The sequence below is a fragment of the Streptomyces sp. NPDC005866 genome (assembly GCF_040629895.1).
Taxonomy (GTDB): Bacteria; Actinomycetota; Actinomycetes; order Streptomycetales; family Streptomycetaceae; genus Streptomyces.
This window is the reverse complement of sequence record NZ_JBEXWP010000012.1, coordinates 1-19,983: the sequence shown is the minus strand read 5'-3', so window position 1 is coordinate 19,983 and position 19,983 is coordinate 1. Positions and strand designations below refer to the sequence as shown.

20 protein-coding genes and 1 pseudogene are annotated in these 19,983 nt (G+C 70.0%); 5 read left to right on the top strand and 16 right to left on the bottom strand.

What is annotated here, in order from left to right; genetic code table 11:
* The first annotated feature begins 70 nt into the window (after positions 1 to 70).
* Both ABZ396_RS19125 and ABZ396_RS19120 read left to right on the top strand, forming a co-directional pair.
* Complete coding sequence (locus ABZ396_RS19125; protein ID WP_358924179.1) at positions 71 to 844, top strand: DUF4253 domain-containing protein; 774 nt, start codon at positions 71 to 73, stop codon at positions 842 to 844.
* A 261-nt stretch (positions 845 to 1,105) separates the two neighbouring features.
* Positions 1,106 to 1,303 carry a hypothetical protein gene (locus ABZ396_RS19120; protein ID WP_358924178.1) on the top strand — a complete coding sequence of 66 codons (198 nt, stop codon included), beginning with the start codon at positions 1,106 to 1,108 and terminating at the stop codon, positions 1,301 to 1,303.
* Between the two features lie 11 nt (positions 1,304 to 1,314).
* On the opposite strand, the pseudogene ABZ396_RS19115 reads toward ABZ396_RS19120, so the two are convergent.
* The 7 genes and pseudogenes from ABZ396_RS19115 to ABZ396_RS19085 all read right to left on the bottom strand — a co-directional run.
* A pseudogene (locus tag ABZ396_RS19115) lies at positions 1,315 to 1,460 on the bottom strand (SAM-dependent methyltransferase); the annotation flags it as partial.
* Between the two features lie 90 nt (positions 1,461 to 1,550).
* A complete protein-coding gene (gene hemB, locus ABZ396_RS19110; RefSeq protein ID WP_358924177.1) occupies positions 1,551 to 2,543 on the bottom strand; it encodes a porphobilinogen synthase in 993 nt (330 codons plus the stop codon).
* Between the two features lie 108 nt (positions 2,544 to 2,651).
* Positions 2,652 to 4,358 carry a uroporphyrinogen-III synthase gene (locus tag ABZ396_RS19105; RefSeq protein ID WP_358924175.1) on the bottom strand — a complete coding sequence of 569 codons (1,707 nt, stop codon included), beginning with the start codon at positions 4,356 to 4,358 and terminating at the stop codon, positions 2,652 to 2,654.
* The gene (gene hemC, locus ABZ396_RS19100) at positions 4,355 to 5,314 is read right to left on the bottom strand and encodes a hydroxymethylbilane synthase (RefSeq protein WP_358924173.1); all 960 of its coding nucleotides are present in this window, start codon (positions 5,312 to 5,314) and stop codon (positions 4,355 to 4,357) included. Before hemC ends, ABZ396_RS19105 begins: the two co-directional genes overlap by 4 nt.
* A complete protein-coding gene (locus tag ABZ396_RS19095; RefSeq protein WP_358924171.1) occupies positions 5,311 to 6,993 on the bottom strand; it encodes a glutamyl-tRNA reductase in 1,683 nt (560 codons plus the stop codon). The genes hemC and ABZ396_RS19095 overlap by 4 nt, the downstream gene beginning before the upstream one ends.
* Complete coding sequence (locus ABZ396_RS19090; RefSeq protein WP_358924169.1) at positions 6,990 to 7,745, bottom strand: redox-sensing transcriptional repressor Rex; 756 nt, start codon at positions 7,743 to 7,745, stop codon at positions 6,990 to 6,992. Before ABZ396_RS19090 ends, ABZ396_RS19095 begins: the two co-directional genes overlap by 4 nt.
* 279 nt (positions 7,746 to 8,024) lie before the next feature.
* Positions 8,025 to 8,300 (bottom strand): glutaredoxin family protein, encoded by a 276-nt coding sequence (locus tag ABZ396_RS19085; protein WP_358924167.1) that lies wholly within the window; start codon positions 8,298 to 8,300, stop codon positions 8,025 to 8,027.
* 127 nt (positions 8,301 to 8,427) lie between these two features.
* Between ABZ396_RS19085 and ABZ396_RS19080 the strand changes: the two genes are divergently transcribed.
* The 3 genes from ABZ396_RS19080 (at position 8,428) to ABZ396_RS19070 (ending at position 12,052) form a co-directional block, all read left to right on the top strand.
* Positions 8,428 to 9,381 carry an HAD-IB family hydrolase gene (locus tag ABZ396_RS19080; protein WP_358924165.1) on the top strand — a complete coding sequence of 318 codons (954 nt, stop codon included), beginning with the start codon at positions 8,428 to 8,430 and terminating at the stop codon, positions 9,379 to 9,381.
* A 415-nt stretch (positions 9,382 to 9,796) separates the two neighbouring features.
* Positions 9,797 to 10,564, top strand: a complete 768-nt coding sequence (locus tag ABZ396_RS19075) for an ECF subfamily RNA polymerase sigma factor, BldN family (protein WP_358924164.1) — start codon at positions 9,797 to 9,799, stop codon at positions 10,562 to 10,564.
* Between the two features lie 234 nt (positions 10,565 to 10,798).
* A complete protein-coding gene (locus tag ABZ396_RS19070; RefSeq protein WP_358924163.1) occupies positions 10,799 to 12,052 on the top strand; it encodes a DUF5667 domain-containing protein in 1,254 nt (417 codons plus the stop codon).
* 53 nt (positions 12,053 to 12,105) lie between these two features.
* Here ABZ396_RS19070 and ABZ396_RS19065 read toward each other — a convergent pair whose 3' ends face one another.
* From ABZ396_RS19065 to ABZ396_RS19025, 9 genes are all read right to left on the bottom strand, one after another.
* Entirely contained in the window at positions 12,106 to 13,185 is a 1,080-nt protein-coding gene (locus ABZ396_RS19065; RefSeq protein WP_358924162.1) for a lysophospholipid acyltransferase family protein, read from the bottom strand.
* Between the two features lie 13 nt (positions 13,186 to 13,198).
* Complete coding sequence (locus ABZ396_RS19060) at positions 13,199 to 14,260, bottom strand: NAD-dependent epimerase/dehydratase family protein (RefSeq protein ID WP_358924160.1); 1,062 nt, start codon at positions 14,258 to 14,260, stop codon at positions 13,199 to 13,201.
* A gap of 171 nt (positions 14,261 to 14,431) precedes the next feature.
* The gene (locus tag ABZ396_RS19055; protein WP_003948845.1) at positions 14,432 to 14,530 is read right to left on the bottom strand and encodes an AURKAIP1/COX24 domain-containing protein; all 99 of its coding nucleotides are present in this window, start codon (positions 14,528 to 14,530) and stop codon (positions 14,432 to 14,434) included.
* Positions 14,531 to 14,659: 129 nt separating this feature from the next.
* The gene (locus tag ABZ396_RS19050) at positions 14,660 to 14,869 is read right to left on the bottom strand and encodes a helix-turn-helix domain-containing protein (protein ID WP_067299677.1); all 210 of its coding nucleotides are present in this window, start codon (positions 14,867 to 14,869) and stop codon (positions 14,660 to 14,662) included.
* 131 nt (positions 14,870 to 15,000) lie between these two features.
* Entirely contained in the window at positions 15,001 to 15,816 is an 816-nt protein-coding gene (locus ABZ396_RS19045) for a phosphatase (RefSeq protein ID WP_358924246.1), read from the bottom strand.
* Between the two features lie 117 nt (positions 15,817 to 15,933).
* The gene (locus tag ABZ396_RS19040; RefSeq protein WP_358924158.1) at positions 15,934 to 17,106 is read right to left on the bottom strand and encodes an acetoin utilization protein AcuC; all 1,173 of its coding nucleotides are present in this window, start codon (positions 17,104 to 17,106) and stop codon (positions 15,934 to 15,936) included.
* Entirely contained in the window at positions 17,057 to 18,274 is a 1,218-nt protein-coding gene (locus ABZ396_RS19035; RefSeq protein WP_358924156.1) for an MFS transporter, read from the bottom strand. The genes ABZ396_RS19040 and ABZ396_RS19035 overlap by 50 nt, the downstream gene beginning before the upstream one ends.
* Positions 18,275 to 18,355: 81 nt before the next feature.
* Positions 18,356 to 19,126, bottom strand: a complete 771-nt coding sequence (locus ABZ396_RS19030; protein ID WP_358924154.1) for a VC0807 family protein — start codon at positions 19,124 to 19,126, stop codon at positions 18,356 to 18,358.
* Positions 19,127 to 19,219: 93 nt separating this feature from the next.
* Positions 19,220 to 19,864, bottom strand: a complete 645-nt coding sequence (locus ABZ396_RS19025) for an HAD family hydrolase (RefSeq protein WP_358924153.1) — start codon at positions 19,862 to 19,864, stop codon at positions 19,220 to 19,222.
* Positions 19,865 to 19,983: the final 119 nt, after the last annotated feature.

The following is a 19,983-nucleotide window of genomic DNA, read 5'->3' as shown; positions in this document are numbered from 1 at the left end:
GCGGGGGCTGACCTGACGCTTCATGTGATCGCAACCGTCGTTGTCAGTGGGCGCCCTTACAGTCTGTGGCATGGCGACTCTTCCCAACCCGCTGCCCAGGCTGGCGACCGACCCGAGCGGTCGTTCCCTGGGGCTCCAACTCCCGCCCGGGACACTGCTGGACGACACCCTCGACGGCCCCTGGCACCAGCCGTTGCTGTGGTACGCCGGGCAGCCCGCCGGACCCGGGACCTGGACCGCGCTGGGCGCGCCGGCCGCCCGCGCGGGGCTGCTGCCGGTGCTCATCGACGTGACCGAGGTCGACGACTGGGACTTCGCGCCCGGGGAGACGTCGTACCCCGGGGATCACGACGCCGACGAGGTGCTGGAGGACTACTGGGAGGAGGACCCGCCGGACGGCGAGGAGTGGCCGGGGCTCGCCCTCGCCCCGGCACTGGTCGCCGACCCGGACGCGCGGGCCGCCGATGTCGCCGACGCGCTGAGCCAGGGTCGGCCCTGGCTCAAGGAGCCGCATCTGGCGCTGGTTTCGGCCCGGCGCAGCGCGGACATACCGGCGGCCATCGGCTGGAGCGGTCCGGTGAACTACGAGGAGGACGTGGCCCGGCTGTGCGCGGTGCTGCGCTCCTGGGAGGACCGCTTCGGCATACGTGTGGTGGCCCTCGGCCTGGACCATCTCGCCGTCTCCGTGGCCGCCCCGCCCGCCGACCTCGACGAGGCGGAGGCGGTCGCCGCCGAGCACTTCGCGTTCTGCCCCGACACCGTGCTGTCCGGCGCCGACGACACCCTCTCGTCGTACGCCGAGCAGCTGGTCGGCGAGCGGCTGTGGCACTTCTGGTGGGACTGACCCGCCTCAGCCGCTGAGTCCCTCGCCGGTGTGGAAGGGCTCACCGGCGCCAGAGGGACATGCCCCCTTATCCGGCTCCGCAGGCGTCCCGTACTGCCGTCCCACGGGGTGGGATCCGTGCAGGTCAGGCGCGTGGACCGGGCTGACTCGTCCCAAATCGCCCGCGGGGTCTGGCGGTCCGGGCGCCCTGCCCCACAGGCTGGGGGCACACGAGATCGCCGACCGCGCCGATCATGCCGACGACGTCAAGGGAGCCCTCGCATGTCCGCCACGCGTCCCACCCCGGCGGCTCGCCGCCGCCGTTTCCTGGCGGCGGCCCTGGCACTGGTCGCCGCGACCACCCTCAGCGGCTGCCGGGGCGGCGAGGGCGTGCGCGACGAGGGCCCCTCCGCCGCCTCCCTCGCTCAGCCCGCCGACGACGCGGCCCGCCAGGCCGCGCCGCCCAGCGGGAACTCTTAGGCGGGCCACGGGAAGTCCCGGTTGTGCCGGACGTCGAGGTAGCCGCGCAGGTTGGCGGAGAGCGCGGCGGAGCCGCGGCGAGGTCGGCGGGGTAGTGATCCTGGCCGCCGAGGAAGACGTCGTAGACGCGGGCCGGGTGTGCCCTGGTGGTGTCGATCCTCCGGGGTCGACAACCTAACTGCGCAGGGGACTTGGCAGTGCCCGCTGCGAGAACTCACAGCGGGCACCACCTCTGCTCCCTAACGGATCAGCCCAGCATCCGCGCGGCCTCCACGGCCCAGTAGGTGAGGACGTTCTGCGCGCCAGCCCGCTTGATGCCGGTCAGTGTCTCCAGAATGGCCCGGTCGCGGTCGATCCAGCCCTTCTCGGCGGCGGCCTCGATCATCGAGTACTCGCCGGAGATCTGGTAGGCGGCGACCGGCACGTCCACGGAGCCGGCGACCCGGGCGAGGATGTCGAGGTAGGGCCCGGCCGGTTTGACCATCACCATGTCGGCCCCCTCCTCCAGGTCCAGGGCCAGCTCCCGCAGGGACTCCCGCACATTGGCGGGGTCCTGCTGGTAGGTCTTCCGGTCTCCCTCGAGGGACGAGCCGACGGCCTCCCGGAAGGGCCCGTAGAAGGCGGAGGCGTACTTGGCGGTGTAGGCGAGGACGGCGACGTCCTCCCGCCCGATCTGGTCGAGGGCGTCGCGGACGACACCGATCTGCCCGTCCATCATCCCGCTGGGCGCGACGACATGGGCGCCCGCGTCGGCCTGCACCTGGGCCATCTCGGCGTACCGCTCAAGGGTGGCGTCGTTGTCGACGCGCCCCTCGGCGTCCAGCACCCCGCAGTGCCCGTGGTCGGTCGTCTCGTCCAGACAGAGGTCCGACATCACGAGCAGTTCGTCGCCGACCTCGGCCCGCACGTCCCGCAGCGCGACCTGCAGAATCCCGTCCGGGTCGGTGCCGGGCGTGCCGAGGGCGTCCTTCTTGCCCTCCTCCGGCACACCGAACAGCATGATCCCGGAGATCCCCGCCTCGACGGCCTCCAGGGCCGCCTTCTTCAGGGTGTCCCGGGTGTGCTGCACGACGCCGGGCATGGCGGCGATCGGCACCGGTGCGCCGACACCCTCGCGCACGAACGCCGGGAGGATGAAGTCCGCGGGGTGCAGCCGCGTCTCGGCGACCATGCGCCGCATGACGGGGGTGGTCCGCAGCCGACGCGGCCGCGTGCCGGGGAAGGAGCCGTACTTCGTCATGTCCCCTACGCTACGCCGGTCACCTGGGCGCACTTGCCGACGTGGCGTCGGCAGCCCTTGGCTCATGAGCCGGGGGCCTGGGGGGCGCGGCCCCCAGCCCCCGGTGCCTCACGTGGTGCTACGCCGCCGCCGGGCCCCCGGCCGCCGCTCGCTCGGCCGCGTCACCGGATCCCCGGCCTCCACCGCGGCGGCCCGCCGCCGCAGCCCGAACTCCGCCAGCGCCTCCGCCAGCTTCGCGACCGACGGCTCCGGAGCCATCACGTCCACCCGCAGCCCGTGTTCCTCGGCCGTCTTGGCCGTGGCGGGACCGATGCACGCGATGATCGTCACGTTGTGCGGCTTCCCGGCGATACCCACCAGGTTCCGCACGGTGGACGACGACGTGAAGAGAACCGCGTCGAAGCCACCGCCCTTGATCGCCTCCCGGGTGTCGGCCGGCGGCGGCGACGCCCGCACGGTCCGGTAGGCCGTGACGTCGTCCACCTCCCAGCCCAGCTCGATGAGCCCGGCGATCAGCGTCTCCGTGGCGATGTCGGCCCGCGGCAGGAACACGCGGTCGATCGGGTCGAAGACCGGGTCGTACGGCGGCCAGTCGTCAAGGAGTCCGGCGGCGGACTGTTCACCCGACGGCACCAGGTCCGGCTTCACGCCGAAGGCGACCAGCGCCTTCGCGGTCTGCTCCCCGACCGCCGCGACCTTGATGCCCGCGAAGGCGCGCGCGTCGAGCCCGTACTCCTCGAACTTCTCCCGCACGGCCTTGACCGCGTTCACCGAGGTGAAGGCGATCCACTCGTACCGCCCGGTGACCAGGCCCTTGACCGCGCGCTCCATCTGCTGGGGGGTGCGCGGCGGTTCGACGGCGATCGTGGGCACCTCGTGCGGTACGGCGCCGTACGAGCGCAGCTGGTCGGAGAGGGTCGCCGCCTGCTCCTTCGTCCGCGGCACGAGCACCTTCCAGCCGAACAGCGGCTTGGACTCGAACCACGACAGCTGGTCGCGCTGTGCGGCGGCGGACCGGTCACCGACCACGGCTATCACCTGCCGGCCGCCGTCCGGCGAGGGCAGTACCTTCGCCTGCTTCAGGGTCTGTGCGACGGTGCCGAGGGTGGCGGTCCAGGTCCGCTGCCGGGTCGTGGTACCGGCGACGGTGACCGTCATCGGGGTGTCCGGCTTACGGCCGGCGGCGACCAGTTCCCCGGCGGCCGCGGCCACCGAGTCGAGGGTCGTCGACACGACGACCGTGCCGTCCGAGGCACCCACCTCGGTCCAGCACCGGTCGGAGGCCGTCCGCGCGTCCACGAACCGGACATCCGCGCCCTGCGCGTCCCGCAGCGGCACACCGGCGTACGCGGGTACGCCCACCGCCGTCGCTACACCCGGTACGACCTCGAAGGGCACACCGGCGGCGACGCAGGCGAGCATTTCCTCGGTCGCGTACGTATCAAGTCCCGGGTCCCCGGACACCGCACGGACGACCCGCCTGCCACCCCGCGCGGCCTCCATGACAAGATGAGCGGCATCCCGCGCGGGCGGGAGCGCAGCGGTGGTTGACGCTCCGTCAACAACCGTTAGTTGAGGCGTGCCTGTGCCCGGATACGGCTCCGACGAAGGATCCGGATCCGTCGGCACGACGGAGACGCCCTGCCTGGCGTGTGCTCTGATCACGTCGAGCACATCGTGCTCGGCGACCAGGACGTCCGCGCTGGACAGTGCCTCCACGGCACGCAAGGTCAGCAGTCCCGGATCCCCGGGTCCGGCACCCAGGAAGGTGACGTGCCCGTGTTCAAGGCCGGCGGGAAGGTTGGTGGGGCTCAATGTGCTCGCTCCCCCATCAGACCGGCCGCGCCCTGGGCAAGCATCTCGGTGGCGAGTTCGCGACCGAGCGCCGTCGCCTGGTCGTTTGTCTCGGGCACGGGACCGGTGGTGGACAACTGCACCATCCGTGTGCCGTCGGTCGTGCCGACGACGCCACGCAGGCGCATTTCCTTGACAGTCTGCCCGTCGGCCAGAAGGTCGGCCAGCGCGCCCACAGGGGCGGAGCAGCCGGCCTCCAGGGCGGCGAGCAGTGATCGCTCGGCGGTCACGGCGAACCGCGTGAACGGGTCGTCGAGTTCCCCGAGCGCGGCGACCAGCGACGCGTTGTCCGCGGCGCATTCGATCGCCAGTGCCCCCTGGCCGGGGGCGGGCAGAACCGTGTCGACCGACAGGAAGTCGGTCACCTCGTCGATGCGGCCGATGCGGCTCAGTCCGGCCGCGGCCAGCACCACCGCGTCCAGTTCGCCGTCGCGTACATGTCCGATCCGCGTGTCCACGTTCCCGCGGACCGGGACGGTCTCGACGTCCAGCCCGTGGCCGCGCGCGTACGCGTTCAGCTGCGCCATCCGGCGCGGCGAACCCGTGCCGATGCGCGCCCCGCGCGGCAGGTCGGTGAACTTCAGCGCGTCCCGGGCGACGATCACGTCGCGCGGGTCCTCGCGCACCGGTACGGCGGCCAGGACCAGGTCCTGGGGCTGCGTGGTCGGGAGGTCCTTGAGCGAGTGAACCGCGAAGTCGACCTCGCCGTGCAGCAGCGCGTCCCGCAGGGCGGTCACGAAGACTCCCGTGCCGCCGATCTGTGCGAGGTGCTCGCGGGTGGTGTCGCCGTAGGTGGTGATCTCGACGAGCTCGACGGGCCGTCCGGTCACCTGGCTCACGGCTTCCGCCACTCGCCCGGACTGGGCCAGGGCGAGTCTGGATCGCCTGGTCCCCAGTCGCAGTGGGTTGTCACTCATGCCGGTCGGTCCTTCTTGTCTGTGCTGTCCACGGCCCGGGAAACGGAGGCCACCGTCTCGGGGTCGAGGTCGAACAGGGTCCGCAGCGCGTCGGCGTACCCGGCACCGCCGGGCTCGGCCGCGAGCTCCTTGACCCGTACGGTCGGCGCGTGCAGCAGTTTGTCGACGACCCGGTGCACGGCCTGCCTGATCTCCCCGCGCTGCCGTTCGTCCAGGTCCGGCAGGCGCCCGTCGAGCCGCGCGATCTCGCCGGCCATCACATCGGCGGCCATGGTGCGCAGCGCGACCACGGTCGGTGTGATGTGCGCGGCCCGCTGCGCCGCCCCGAAGGCGGCCACCTCGTCGGCGACGATACGGCGGACCTGGTCGACGTCGGCGGCCATCGGCGCGTCGGCGGAGGCTTCCGCCAGCGACTCGATGTCCACCAGCCGCACCCCGGCCAGCCGGTGCGCGGCTGCGTCGATGTCGCGGGGCATGGCGAGGTCGAGGAGGAAGAGTGCGGGGGCGGGCCGGACGAAGCCGGCGACCGGCTCGGGTTTGCGCAGCTCGGGGATGCGCCCCATCCGGGCGGCGGTCGCGGCGAGCGCGCCGATCAGCTCCGCGTCGGGCGTATGGCGTCCGGCCTCGCGGATGTCGACCGTGCCGTTGTCCACCCAGGCCGCGTGCTGCTCCAGCTCGGCGGCGGCCATCCCGGCGACGGCGGCCTCGCCCATCACGGAGAAACCGCTCTGCGCGGCCGTGAGGTCGAGCGGGCAGTTCTCGTCGGCGCCGATGCCGGTGGGCCGCTGCACGGTCTGCGCGGGACGGTCGTCCTCGATCTGCGCGACGGGCTCACCGGTGCGCCCCTCGACCGCCGCCGCGACCGCGTCGGCCGTGAGGACCAGCCCGGTCGCCCCGGTGCAGGAGACGGCGACGTCGGCACGTGTCAGCTCGACCGGCACCGAGTCCATCGGTACCGCGCGGGCCACCACGTCCGTGTCGTCGGCCTCGTTCAGGATCTGCGCGAGCCGCTCCGCACGGTCGTACGTGCGGTTGGCCACCACGATCTCCGCGACGCCCGCCCGCGCCAGCGTGGCGGCGGCCAGCGAGGACATCGAACCGGCGCCGATGACCAGCGCCTTCCTGCCCTGCGCCCAGGCCTCGGGGTCGGTGCCGGCGGCGAGCTGTTCCAGACCGAAGGTGACCAGGGACTGTCCGGCCCGGTCGATCCCGGTTTCGGAGTGAGCGCGCTTGCCGACCCTGAGCCCCTGCTGGAAGAGGTCGTTCATCAGCCGGCCGGCGCTGTTCAGCTCCTGTGCCAGGGCTAGCGAGTCCTTGATCTGGCCGAGGATCTGCCCTTCGCCCACGACCATCGAGTCCAGCCCGCAGGCCACCGAGAACAGATGGTGGACGGCCCGGTCCTCGTAGTGCACGTAGAGATAAGGGGTGAGCTCGTCGAGGCCGACCCCGCTGTGCTGGGCGAGCAGCGTGGACAGCTCGGCGACACCGGCGTGGAACTTGTCCACGTCGGCGTAGAGCTCGATGCGGTTGCAGGTGGCGAGCACCGCGGCCTCGCTGGCCGGCTCGGCGGCGACCGTGTCCTGGACCAGCTTGACCTGGGCGTCCGCGGTGAGCGCGGCCCGCTCCAGGACGCTGACCGGGGCGCTGCGGTGGCTCAGCCCGACGACGAGGACACTCATGCCGGCATCACGGCGGGTACGTCCCCGTCGGGTCCCTGCTCGGTGGCCTCCCGGTGCGCGGCGACGGGCGGGACCGCCGCCTCCTGCTCCTCGCCGGCCTTGCGCTGCTCGTGGAAGGCGAGGATCTGCAGCTCGATGGAGAGGTCGACCTTGCGCACGTCGACGCCGTCCGGGACGGTCAGCACGGTCGGCGCGAAGTTCAGGATGGAGGTGACCCCGGCGGCCACGAGCCGGTCGCAGACCTGCTGGGCGACGCCCGGCGGGGTGGTGATGACGCCGATGGAGACGCCGTTGTCGGAGACGATCTTCTCCAGGTCGTCGCTGTGCTGCACGGCGATCCCGGCGACCTGCCGCCCGGTCATCGCCGGGTCGGCGTCTATGAGGGCGGCGACCCGGAAGCCACGGGAGGCGAACCCGCCGTAGTTGGCGAGGGCGGCACCCAGATTTCCGATACCGACGATCACGACCGGCCAGTCCTGGGTCAGACCCAGCTCACGGGAGATCTGGTAGACGAGATATTCGACGTCGTAGCCGACACCGCGCGTTCCGTACGAGCCCAGGTAGGAGAAGTCCTTGCGCAGCTTCGCGGAGTTGACCCCCGCGGCGGCCGCCAGTTCCTCGGAGGAGACCGTGGGTACCGAGCGCTCCGACAGTGCGGTCAGGGCACGGAGGTACAGCGGAAGCCTGGCGACGGTGGCCTCGGGGATCCCTCGGCTGCGGGTCGCCGGTCGGTGAGTTCGGCCAGTTGCCACGGTGCTCCTGCGGGTAGAGCGGGGCTGCGGACGGTCACACGTTCCCAGACCGCCCCGTCCACAGCAGGCTATGTCTTTGTGAACGCGTGCACAAAGATGATGTCCGATTTGCCCGGCCAACGTGACCGGGGTCACGCGCCCCCCGCGCGTTCGCGGGGAACCGGCGCAGACGCGCTCGCGCTCCTTCTTGCATGGGGGCAAAACGGTACACACTCCTCATGAATCCCGCCCCCGAGACCAGCCGCCGTCGATCCTAAGCGACTTTCCGGCCCGTTTGGACTAGTCAGTCAGTGCCTTGCGGAGCCGCTCTTCGTTCACACGCCAGAAGGTGTGCTGTTCACCGTCGACGAGTACGACCGGAATCTGCTCCCAGTACAGATCGTGAAGTTGCGAATCCTGGGTGATGTCCTTCCGCTCCCAGGCAACACCCAGGTCGCCGCACACCTTCTCGACCACGACCTGTGCGTCATCGCACAAATGACAACCCGGCTTACGGATCAGAGTGACCAGATGCGCACGAGACGCAGGTGCCTTCCGGCCGAAGAGAGGACTCATGCGGTCCATTGTCCTGCCCTGCCGCGCCCTTTTCGACTGCCTGTTTAACGGACCGGTCGCGGAGAGTTCATGCCCACCCAACTCGCGCGACTCCGGGACCACCGAACAGACTGGCTATGCTCACGACATGGCCGCTCTCGGATGGCTCACTCCCCGTAGGCGTTCCGCCACGGCGCGGAGCGTGTTGGCAGGCGAGGCCTCGGCGGAGGCCGCGCGCAAGAGCCAGGAAGCCCTGGCCGAGGACGCGTCGGCTCCGGCCGTGAGGCCCTTGTCCCCGGACGCCGCGGAACCGCAGTTCCCGGTACTCGGCGACGACAAGGCCGCCGCGTTCTTCGACCTCGACAACACGGTGATGCAGGGCGCCGCCATCTTCCACTTCGGCCGGGGCCTGTACAAGCGGAAGTTCTTCGAGACCCGCGACCTGGCCAAGTTCGCCTGGCAGCAGGCGTGGTTCCGGCTGGCCGGCGTCGAGGACCCGCAGCACATCCAGGACGCGCGGGACTCCGCCCTGTCCATCGTCAAGGGCCACCGGGTGGCCGAGCTCCAGACCATCGGCGAGGAGATCTACGACGAGTACATGGCCGAGCGCATCTGGCCCGGCACCCGCGCCCTCGCCCAGGCCCACCTTGACGCGGGCCAGAAGGTGTGGCTCGTCACGGCGGCGCCGGTGGAGATCGCCGGCGTGATCGCCCGCCGCCTGGGCCTGACGGGAGCGCTCGGCACGGTCGCCGAGTCGGTCGGCGGCGTCTACACGGGCAAGCTGGTCGGCGAGCCCCTGCACGGTCCTGCGAAGGCCGAGGCGGTACGCGCCCTCGCCGCCGCCGAGGGCCTTGACCTCTCCCGCTGCGCGGCCTACAGCGACTCCCACAACGACATCCCGATGCTGTCCCTGGTCGGCCACCCGTACGCCATCAACCCGGACACGAAGCTGCGCAAGCACGCACGGGAGATGGACTGGCGGCTCCGGGACTACCGGACGGGCCGCAAGGCGGCGAAGGTGGGCATCCCGGCGGCGGCCGGGGTGGGCGCGGTCGCCGGTGGCACAGCGGCGGCGATCGCGTTGAGCCGACGGCGTCGATAGCCCGGGCCGTACGCCACCGCGGCCCGGTGGGGGCTGGTTGCGCGGTTCCCCGCTCACCTGAAGGGGCGGCACCCCGCCGGCGCCGGTGAGCGGCCCCCTCCCCGCCCCCCGCTCACCCGTACGACACGCCGCCCCCCAAAATCCTCGCGCGCCCGAATTATCGCGCAGTCATCCCAACACGCCCTCGACTCTGCCTCAACACGCATCTTTCTGATCAACAACTGATCACGTTGCGGCTCTTGAACCATCCCAAACCGGTTACAGAAGCGACGCAATCGATGATTTGAGCAACTCGGTGTAGCAGTGCCTGCACGAAGCGTTATTCTCCTCAGACGCAAACCGGTACCCCTCCGTCGCTACGACGGGTGAACGGTCCCGCACTGCACGTGATGGAAGCTCTGCCTCTGGGAGTCCCGTGTACCCACACGTCGGGGTTGACGCCTCGGGCCTGGCTACGCTGCGCGCAACGGTCAAAGAGACGCTGCGCGGCCTTGTCCCGACCGCGTACACCGCCCTCGCCACCGCCGCACCGATCGGCCCGTGCTACGCACTGGCCGACAGCAGCGCGGCCGTCGTCAGACGCGGCCGCGCCACCAGCACCGCCGCCACCGCCCGCCGCCCGGCGGCGGACAGCGACAGCGCCCGGATGATGGACCTCGTGGAGCGCGCCCAGGCCGGCGAGTCCGACGCCTTCGGCCGCCTCTACGACCAGTACAGCGACACCGTGTACCGCTACATCTACTACCGCGTCGGCGGCAAGGCGACCGCCGAGGACCTCACCAGCGAGACGTTCCTGCGCGCCCTGAGAAGGATCGGCACCTTCACCTGGCAGGGCCGCGACTTCGGCGCCTGGCTGGTCACCATCGCCCGCAACCTGGTCGCCGACCACTTCAAGTCGAGCCGTTTCCGGCTGGAGGTCACCACCGGCGAGATGCTCGACGCCAACGAGGTCGAGCGCTCCCCGGAGGACTCCGTCCTGGAGTCCCTCTCGAACGCGGCACTGCTCGACGCCGTACGACGCCTCAACCCCCAGCAGCAGGAGTGCGTGACGCTCCGCTTCCTCCAGGGCCTCTCGGTCGCCGAGACCGCCCGCGTCATGGGCAAGAACGAGGGCGCCATCAAGACCCTCCAGTACCGGGCCGTGCGCACTCTCGCCCGGCTCCTTCCGGACGACGCACGCTGAGCCGGGCACGCTCAGCGATACCCAACTCACGGTCGGTGAAGGCCTGTTGCCTTTCTCAGCCGATCAACGGTCGTCCGTAACCCAAGTGCCGAGCCGCTCGTTGTGCGGGATACAGGCTCCCTGTGGTCACGTCCTGGTAGACCCCGATCACACGATCGTGTGGATCGGTCGAGGGCGTGCAACCCTCAGGACCCCCTGGGGAGTCGACCGTCATGACGAGAGGAGGTGCCGCCAGTGATCGCGAACGTATCGGCGCACCGGCGGGCGAACGCCTTCGCCCAGGCCTTGGAGGAGCAGCCCGACCGGGACCCGGCGGCCGTGCGGTCCGAGGGACCGGCGGGCGATCCGCCGGCCGCGGCGGATCGGGCCGAACGGACCGAGCAGGGTGAGCTGTTGGCCCTGGCGACAGGGCTCGCCGAGCTGCCCAAGCCGGTGCTCGACCCGGAGGTCAAGGTCGTCCAGAGGGCCCAGCTGGTGGCCGCGATGGAGGCCATGCTGGCGGAGGGCACCCTGGGCGGGGCGGCGGACGCGTCGGTTCCAGAGCAGCGCACCCACCGGTCCAAGGGCGCGCACCGGGCCAGTCCGCTGGGCAAGTTGCGACCGCGTTCCCGGCTCACCAAGGGGCTCGCCGCGGGCGGCCTGAGCGTCGGTGTGGCCGCCGGAGCCTTCGGCGGGGTGGCCGCCGCCAGCTCCGACGCGCTGCCCGGCGACTCGCTCTACGGCCTCAAACGCGGCATCGAGGACTTCAAGCTCAACTGTCTGTCCGACGGCAACGACCAACGCGGCCAGACCTACCTCGACCAGGCCTCGACCCGGCTGATGGAGGCCCGCCGGCTGATGGACCGGGGCCGTGGCGGCCACCTCGACCACGAGTCCATCGGCGAGATCCGCCATACCCTGTCCGGTATGCAGCACGACGTCACCGAGGGGCACCGGCTGCTCCACGAGGCGTACGAGCGCGATCCGAACTCGCTGGGCCCCATCCAGGCCCTGTCCGCCTTCGCCCAGTCCCACCGAGATGCCTGGGGCGCCCTGCGCGAAAAGCTCCCGGTCCAACTCGGGGACGTCAGCCAGCAGGTGTCGTCGGTCTTCGACGCCATAGACGAAGAGGTCGCCCCGCTGCAGTCCCTGCTCCCCCAGCCGTCCCAGAGCACCGGGGGCGGCACCGGCAGGGAGGGCTCCGGCACGGCGTCCACCGGTTCCTCCGGCAGCCACCGGTCGACGGCCCCGTCGTCCTCCGGCAGTTCCTCCTCCGGCCACGAGTCCGGCACCGGCAGCCCCAGCGGCTCGGCCTCCGGAAACGCCGACAACGGCCTGATCGGCGGTACGACGGGCGGCCTCCTGGACCCCCCGAAGACCGGCACGGGCGGCAGCGCGACCCCGTCGACGGGCAAGTCCCCGTCCGCGGAACCGGATGTCACCTTGCCGCCGCTCCTCCCGGGTCTGCTGCCGGGCCTGGGCATCGACAGCCAGGACGCGAGCGACTGACGTCGAATGGGGTGCCTCTCAATCGAGGGGCACCCCATTCGACGTATCGCCACTCAGAAGAACACCGACCGCCGCTGCACAAGCAACTTGTACAGCGTGTGCTGAATCTGCTCCCGCACCTGATCCGTCAGATTGAACATCAGCATCGGATCCTCGGCGGCCTCCGGCGGGTAGCCCTCCGTAGGGATCGGCTCCCCGAACTGAATCGTCCACTTCGTCGGCAGCGGAACCGCCCCGAGCGGCCCGAGCCAGGGAAACGTCGGCGTCAGTGGAAAGTACGGAATCCCCAGCACCCGCGCCAGCGTCTTCGCGTTGCCGAGCATCGGGTAGATCTCCTCGGCCCCCACGATCGAGCAGGGAATGATCGGCGCCCCCTGCCGCAACGCGGTCGAGACGAACCCGCCCCGCCCGAACCGCTGGAGCTTGTACCGCTCGCTGAACGGCTTCCCGATGCCCTTGAACCCTTCCGGCATCACCCCGACCAGCTCACCCTGACCCAGCAGCCGCTCGGCGTCCTCCGCGCACGCGAGCGTGTGCCCGAGCTTGCGCGCCAGTTCGTTCACCACCGGCAGCACGAAGACCAGGTCGGCCGCCAGCAGCCTGAGGTGACGATTCGCCGGGTGCTGGTCGTGCACGGCGACCTGCATCATCAGCCCGTCAAGCGGCAGCGTCCCGGAGTGGTTGGCGACGATCAGCGCACCGCCCTCGGCCGGGATGTTCTCCATGCCCTTCACGTCGACCCGGAAGTACTTCTCGTACACCGGCCGCAGCATGGACATCAGGACGTGGTCGGTCAACTCCTCGTCGTACCCGAAGTCGTCGACCTCGTAGTCCCCGGTCAGCCGGCGCCGCAGAAACGCGAGACCGCGTGCGACGCGCTGCTCAAGGCCGGCGTCGTCGTGCGGCTCCTCCACGCCCGTCTCGGGGCTCTCCCGGGTCACATGTTCATCCTCCTGCGTGGGGGTCCGCCCGGCGAGAGGCTGGACCTCACGCACCACCCCGGACTCGCGCACCGCCGCCTGCTCGCCGCCGCCCTTGCGCCGGCTCCCCGGACCCCGGCGCCGGGCCGGCCGCTGCACGGCGGCCCCGCGGGACCGGTCGTCGTCGAACGGAATGACCTTGGCGTCCGCCATCGTGTTGCGCTCCTCAGTTGGCGCTCTGCGTCGGTGTCTTCCCGCCGCTCAGGACGGGCAGGGCGGCGATCCGGTCGACGGCCGCGGCCACCGCCTGCGGCGGCAGCAGCCCCGGGGCTCCGGCGCGCACGAAGTCCGCGAACGTCTCCGCCGTCGTGTACCTCGGCTGGAATCCCAGCGTCTCGCGCATCTGGTCGGTGGCGACCACCCGGCCGTGCGTCAGCAGCCGGATCTGCTCGGGCGAGAAGTCGCTCATGCCGAGCGTCCGCACCAGGGACCCGGCCCAGGTGACCGCCGGCAGCAGCAGCGGCACGGTGGGCCGCCCCAGCCGCCGCGAACACTGCGAGAGCAGGAGCACGCCGTCCCCCGCGATATTGAACGTGCCGCTGTTCAGGGTCCCCCGCGCCGGCTCGCGCGAGGCGATCCGCAGGACGTCGATCACATCGTCCTCGTGCACGAACTGCAGCCGGGGGTCGTACCCGAAGACGGTGGGCAGCACGGGCAGCGAGAAATAGGACGCGAGCGGAGTATCGGCGGTCGGCCCGAGAATATTGGCGAACCGCAGCACGCACACCGCCACATCGGGTCGCCTCCTGGCGAACCCGCGCACATATCCCTCCACCTCGACCGTGTCCTTGGCGAACCCGCCACTGGGCAGCGATTTCGGCGGGGTGGTCTCCGTGAAGACCGCGGGATCCTTCGGCGCGGAGCCGTACACGTTCGTACTGGACTTGATCACCAGCCGCTTGACGTTCGGCGACTTCTGACAGGCGCCGAGCAACTGCATGGTGCCGATGACATTGGTCTCTTTGACGGTGGCCCGGCTCCCGCTGCCGAGGGGCGTACCGGTCACGTCCATGTGGACGACGGTGTCGGCGCCGGTCTCGGCGAGGACGCGGGCGATGGTCGGCTGGCGGATGTCGGTCTGGATGAAGTCGGCCCCGCCCAAGTGGTGCCCCGGCGGCACCGCGTCCACGGCTACGACCCGGTCCACTTCGGGATCACGCTGGACCCGTCGGACGAACCGGCCCCCAAGTTGACGGGCCACTCCGGTCACGAGCACGACCTTCCCCAAGATCAGCGCCTTTCTTCCGTGTTCCCGTATGCGGGCCAACTTAGCGGGTTGAGGTTGCGCCGGCATGCCCCCAAGCGGGCCAGGGCGAGTCATCGCGGCCGGAAAATGTGTATGGCCCCCCACCGTAGCGGTGGGGGGCCATACACAAGCTCTCGCGGCTCGGCGCCGTAATTACTTCTTGTTACGGCGCTGAACGCGCGTGCGCTTGAGCAGCTTGCGGTGCTTCTTCTTGGCCATCCGCTTGCGCCGCTTCTTGATAACAGAGCCCACGACTACCCTCGCTCACTTCTCATCACTCGGTGCTGGGCGCCATGGGCCCATACGACCTACGAGGGGCCAGCCTACCCGCCCGAGCGCTGAGGTCGTAATCGAGGTGCTCCGGGTATCCCGAAACCGTCGTCAGGCGGTCTCCACCCCCACATAGCTCTCGCGAAGGTACTCGTGTACCGCTTGCTCGGGCACGCGGAAGGACCGCCCCACCCGAATCGCGGGCAGATGACCGCTGTGCACCAGCCGGTACACGGTCATCTTCGACACTCGCATCACCGCGGCAACCTCCGCCACGGTAAGGAACACAACCTCGTTGAGAGGCCTCTCGCCAGCTGCCATGACAACACCTGAACCTTCCGCACTCGACGGGCCACCGGCTTCCCCTTCCGGTGACTCTTCGTCGTTGCGTGCTCACTCCCCAATGTAGGGGCGTGTGATGCGAGTGGGGAAGAGGTGCACCCATCGGCGGCCTACTGTGACAGACACGCTCGATTGAGTACGTAGCGGGTGAGCGGCGTGTAGTAATCAGACCGCACGCCGTCATCAACCGGAACGGCGACGGACACGACCCCCTCGGCCTCCCCCACAAAGAGCGCAGGGTCATCCGTATCCGCCAGCCCAATGGCCTCAAACCCCAGCTGACCAGCACCGCAGACCCACCCGTGGTCCCCCACCACCAGCTCGGGCAACGGCCCGCCACCGCCGGCCGCCGCATCCAGCGCCACGCGAACCGGCAGCGGTGAATGCGTGTGCGTACCCGGCGCACAACCGGGGCGTTCACCTCCCGATTCCCGCACCAACCCGACACCTTGTACGTAATCAAGGTTGCATGTACGTAGACCGAACCGGGTCGTTATGTCGACACAGCGACCCTGCGCGGGGGTGAGGACCTCACATCCCGCCGCCGACAACGCGTCCGCGAGACCGGCGTAGAAGCCGATCAGCCGATGCGGGTGCCCGGTCCCGAACAACACGGGCGCCCGCCGCCGGGCCACATCCCCCACCCGCTCCGCGAAGGCATCCAGCGCAGCCACGGTGAGTTCAGGATCGATCACATCATGCCCTGAAACACACCGAGGATCGTCCGAAACCCCACACTTGCCCGCCATCAACCGAACCAACTCGCGCTCGCTCCACCCGCCTTGCGGATCAATACCGATCAACGCCCGAGGATCCCGAGCCGCGAACAGCCGATAACACCGAAGACTCCGCTCCCGGGAGGTAGCCACAACCCCGGCAAGCCCAACGGCCACCAGATACGCCCGAAGCTCACCGACACTCCACACGGCTGAGATGGTGACGGACACAGCCCCCGAAGAACCCGAGAACAGACGAACACCGCACGGTTGGCGTAAGGATTAGGCACATCCCAGGGCGGTGGCGGGGCGGGGGCGAGAAAACCCCTACGCCAACAACCCCCGCAACGGAAACACAGCCCGCCGAGTGGCCAGCACCGCCTGGTCCAGGCGATCAGCCGGGTCGTACCCCGCCTCCCACTCCGCCCACCCCACCGGCCAACGCCCGTCCGTCATCCGCCCCGGCCCCAACTGCCGGGTCCGGGCGAACACTTCCTGCCGCCACCTCTCAGGAACCAGCGTCCCGGGCTCGATCTCCCGCCCCGCGGCGATCGCCACCAGATGCGTCCACGACCGAGGCACGACATCCACCACCTCGTACCCTCCGCCCCCCAACGCGACCCACTTCCCCCCGGCGTACTCGTGCGCCAGCTCATGGCAGGCCACCTGCACAGCCCGCTGCGCGTCCAGCGAGACGGCGAGATGCGCCAACGGATCCTCGAAATGCGTGTCGGCGCCGTGCTGGGTGACCAGCACCTGCGGCCGGAAGTCGGCGACCAGCTCCGGCACGACCGCGTGAAACGCCCGCAACCACCCCGCGTCCCCGGTCCCCGCAGGCAACGCCAGGTTCACCGCGGCGCCCTCCCCCGCCCCGGACCCGACCTCCTCCGGCCACCCGGTCTGCGGGAACAGCGTCCGAGGATGCTCATGCAGCGAGATCGTCAGAACCCGCGGATCCTCCCAGAACGCGGCCTGCACCCCGTCCCCGTGATGCACATCGACGTCGACATAGGCGACCCGCTCGGCCCCGAGCTCCAGCAACCGGGCGATGGCAAGCGAAGCGTCGTTGTAGATACAGAAGCCCGAAGCCGCCCCCGGCATCGCGTGATGCAACCCACCCGCGAAGTTCACGGCGTGCTCGACGTCCCCGCGCCACACCGCCTCCGCGGCCCCCACCGACTGCCCGGCGATCAACGCGGACGCGTCATGCATACCGGCGAACGCGGGATCATCCAGCGTCCCCAGCCCATACGACTGATCAGCCGCCGCGGGATCCGCCGAAGCCGCCTTCACCGCCTCGATGTAGTCCTCCCGGTGCACCAGCCGCAGTGTCGACTCCCCGGCCGGCTTCGCCGCGACGACATCCACCACCCGATCGAGCTCGAAGGCGTCGACGAGTCTCCGGGTCAACGCCAGCCGGACCGGATCCATCGGATGGCCCGGACCGAAGTCATAGCCCGTTACTGCCTCGTCCCACATCAGCTGTGCGCGGCCGCTCATGCCCGCCACCGTATCGGTCCGGCCGAGCCGCGAACGAACGGGCGTACACCAACGTCACCAGCACCAACGCCATCGGCACCAGCATCGCCCCGCGATAGCTCCACGCGTCGCCCAGAGCGCCCACCAACGGCGAACCGATCAGGAACCCGACATAGTTGAAGATGTTCAGCCGGGCGATGGCCGCATCCGAATGCGCCGGGAACAACCGCCCGGCCGCCGCGAAGGTCTGCGGCACCAGCACACACAAACCCAGCCCCAGCAGAGTGAACCCGACCATCCCCACCCACGCCCCGGACGCACCCGCCACCACCGCGAACCCGGCGGCCGCCACCAGCGTCCCCAGCCGTACGACCGCCACGGCCCCGAACCGCCGTACCCCGAAGTCCCCGATGGCCCGCCCGACCAGCGTGGTCACCATGTACACGTTGTACGGCACGGTGGCCATCTGCTCACTGCTCCCCAGCACGTCCTTCAGATACTTCGCACTCCAGTTGGAGACGGTCGAGTCCCCGATGTAGGCGAAGGTCATCACCAGACACAGCGGCAGCAGCAGCTTGAAGACGACACCGCCGCCCGCACTCGTACGCGCCCCGTCCTCGACCGGCGCGGGCTCGCCGTCCACATACCACCGGCTCCCCACCAGCGCCGCCGGCAACAGCACCGCCGCGACCGGCAGATACGACACCCACAGCGTGAGATGCCAGTGCGCCCCCACCCACGCCAGCGAAGCCCCCAGAATCCCGCCCAGGCTGTACACGGCATGGAAGCTGAGCATGATGCTGCGCCCGTACGTCCGCTGCAGGCTCACCCCGAGCATGTTCATCGAGGCGTCCAGCGCCCCCACGGCCAGCCCGAACACTCCCAGCGCGACCGCCAACTCGGCCATGTTCCCGCCGGCTCCGACCCCGAGCAGCGCCAGCATCACCACGGGCTGGGACCAGCGCAGCAGCCGGCTGGGCCGTATGCGCTTCACCAACTGCTCGGTGGTCACACTGCCGACGCCGGCCAGGATCGGCACGGCGGCGAGAAAGACCGGCAGCAGCGCGTCGGAGACGCCGTACCGGTCCTGGATGGCGGGAATGCGCGTCACGAGCAGCGCGAACGTGGCGCCCTGCGTGAAGAAGCTGAACGCCAACGAGGCCCTACCGCGCCGCAGCACATCTGTCATGGCGGCGAGCGTAGGGCCCCGGCGTACTCGTGGGTAGATCCAGCCAAAGATGAATTCCCTTCAGCTTTACTGTCGGTGGCGTCAGGCGGCGACGGCCACCTCACGCTTCACGGTGTCCTCGGCATCCTCCGAAGCGTCCTCCTCGGAGTCCTCCGCGGCATCCTCCGTGGCCTTCACCTCGGCGGAGATCATCCGGGCCATCGGCTCGGCGGCGAGTCCCCCGCTGACCACCATCCCGATGACGATCACGCTGACCAGAATGACCGTGCCGAGCCACACCATGGTGTCCACGGGCAGGGTGTACGCCCCCACGACCCGCACCACACACTCGGCGAGCAGCAGCACACCCCACACCAGCGAATAGATACGCTCCGACCGCCGGAACGCGGCGGACCCGGACCGCAGTCCCTCGAAGGCCGCCGCCCTGGCCTCGTCGCCCTTCAGCACGAACGGCTTGAGACCCTCGGTCATCATCGGCCGGCCCATCACCACCGACACCAGAATCGCGATCCCGATCGCGCTGCTGACCCCGCTGTCCTTGGCGAGCATCAGCCGCGGGTCCCCGGAGACGAAGCTCAGCGCCAACGACACCAGGTTCACCAGCAGGATGAGCCCCGCGAACGCGTTGCCCCGCCGCTCCTTGACCACGCTCCACACCGTCCGCAGAGCCGGCACCACACTGCTCCAGGCGAGCGCCGCGAAGGTGCTCATCCCGAAGGCGCCCTTGAAGAGGTAGTACGACCCGAGGGGAACCGCCACGTCCACGATCAGCGGCTTGAAGTTCACCAGCACGCTGGGCTGCTGCTTGCCCTGGTTGTTGTTCCGGGACCCGGCGTTCGTCGTCTTCGTCATGCCCTCAGCTTCACGCCGGGGCGGGGTTCCCCAGTAGAAACGATCGTCCGGAGCTCGGCATGACAATTGTCAGCGCCGCCGCGATGCCCTCAGTCATTCCAGCAGGTCAGCCAACTGCCCCATATCAGAGAAGAGTTGAGTTGCCCCTCGGAGCCTGTCGGCCGGCGTCATAGCCGTGAACCCGTACACGTCCATACCGGCCGCGACAGCCGCCTGCACACCCAGCGGACTGTCCTCCACGACGGCACAACGCCCCGGCGCGGCCCCCATCCGCTCGGCCGCGTACAGGAAGAGATCCGGCGCCGGCTTGCCCCTCCCCACGTCCTGCGAACTGAAGATCCGCGACTCGTCGAACCACCGGTCAAGGCCGGTCGCCCGATGCCCCACCCGAATCCGCTCATGACTCCCGGACGACCCCACGCAGTACGGCACCCCGTCCGCCGCCAGCTGCTCAAGCACCTCCGCCACCCCGGCGACGGGCTTCAACTCCTCTTCGAAGGAGGCGAACACCCGCGCATGGAAGACGTCGTCGAAGTCGTCGGGCAGCCGCTGACCCGTGCGCTCCTGGACGAGGTCATGGACCCGGTGCATCGCGGATCCCATGTAGTCCCGTATGGATTCCTCGTAGGAGGTGGGATGCCCTAGCTCGGTGAGATAGGCGGCCAGGAGACGGTTGGAGATGGGCTCGCTGTCGACGAGCACGCCGTCGTTGTCGAGGATGACCAGGTCGTAGCGCATGCCACCGAGCTTAAACGCAGCCGTAAACGCAGAAAGGCCCACGCCGTCATGGCGTGGGCCTTTCCCAATGTTTGTTCGGCGGTGTCCTACTCTCCCACAGGGTCCCCCCTGCAGTACCA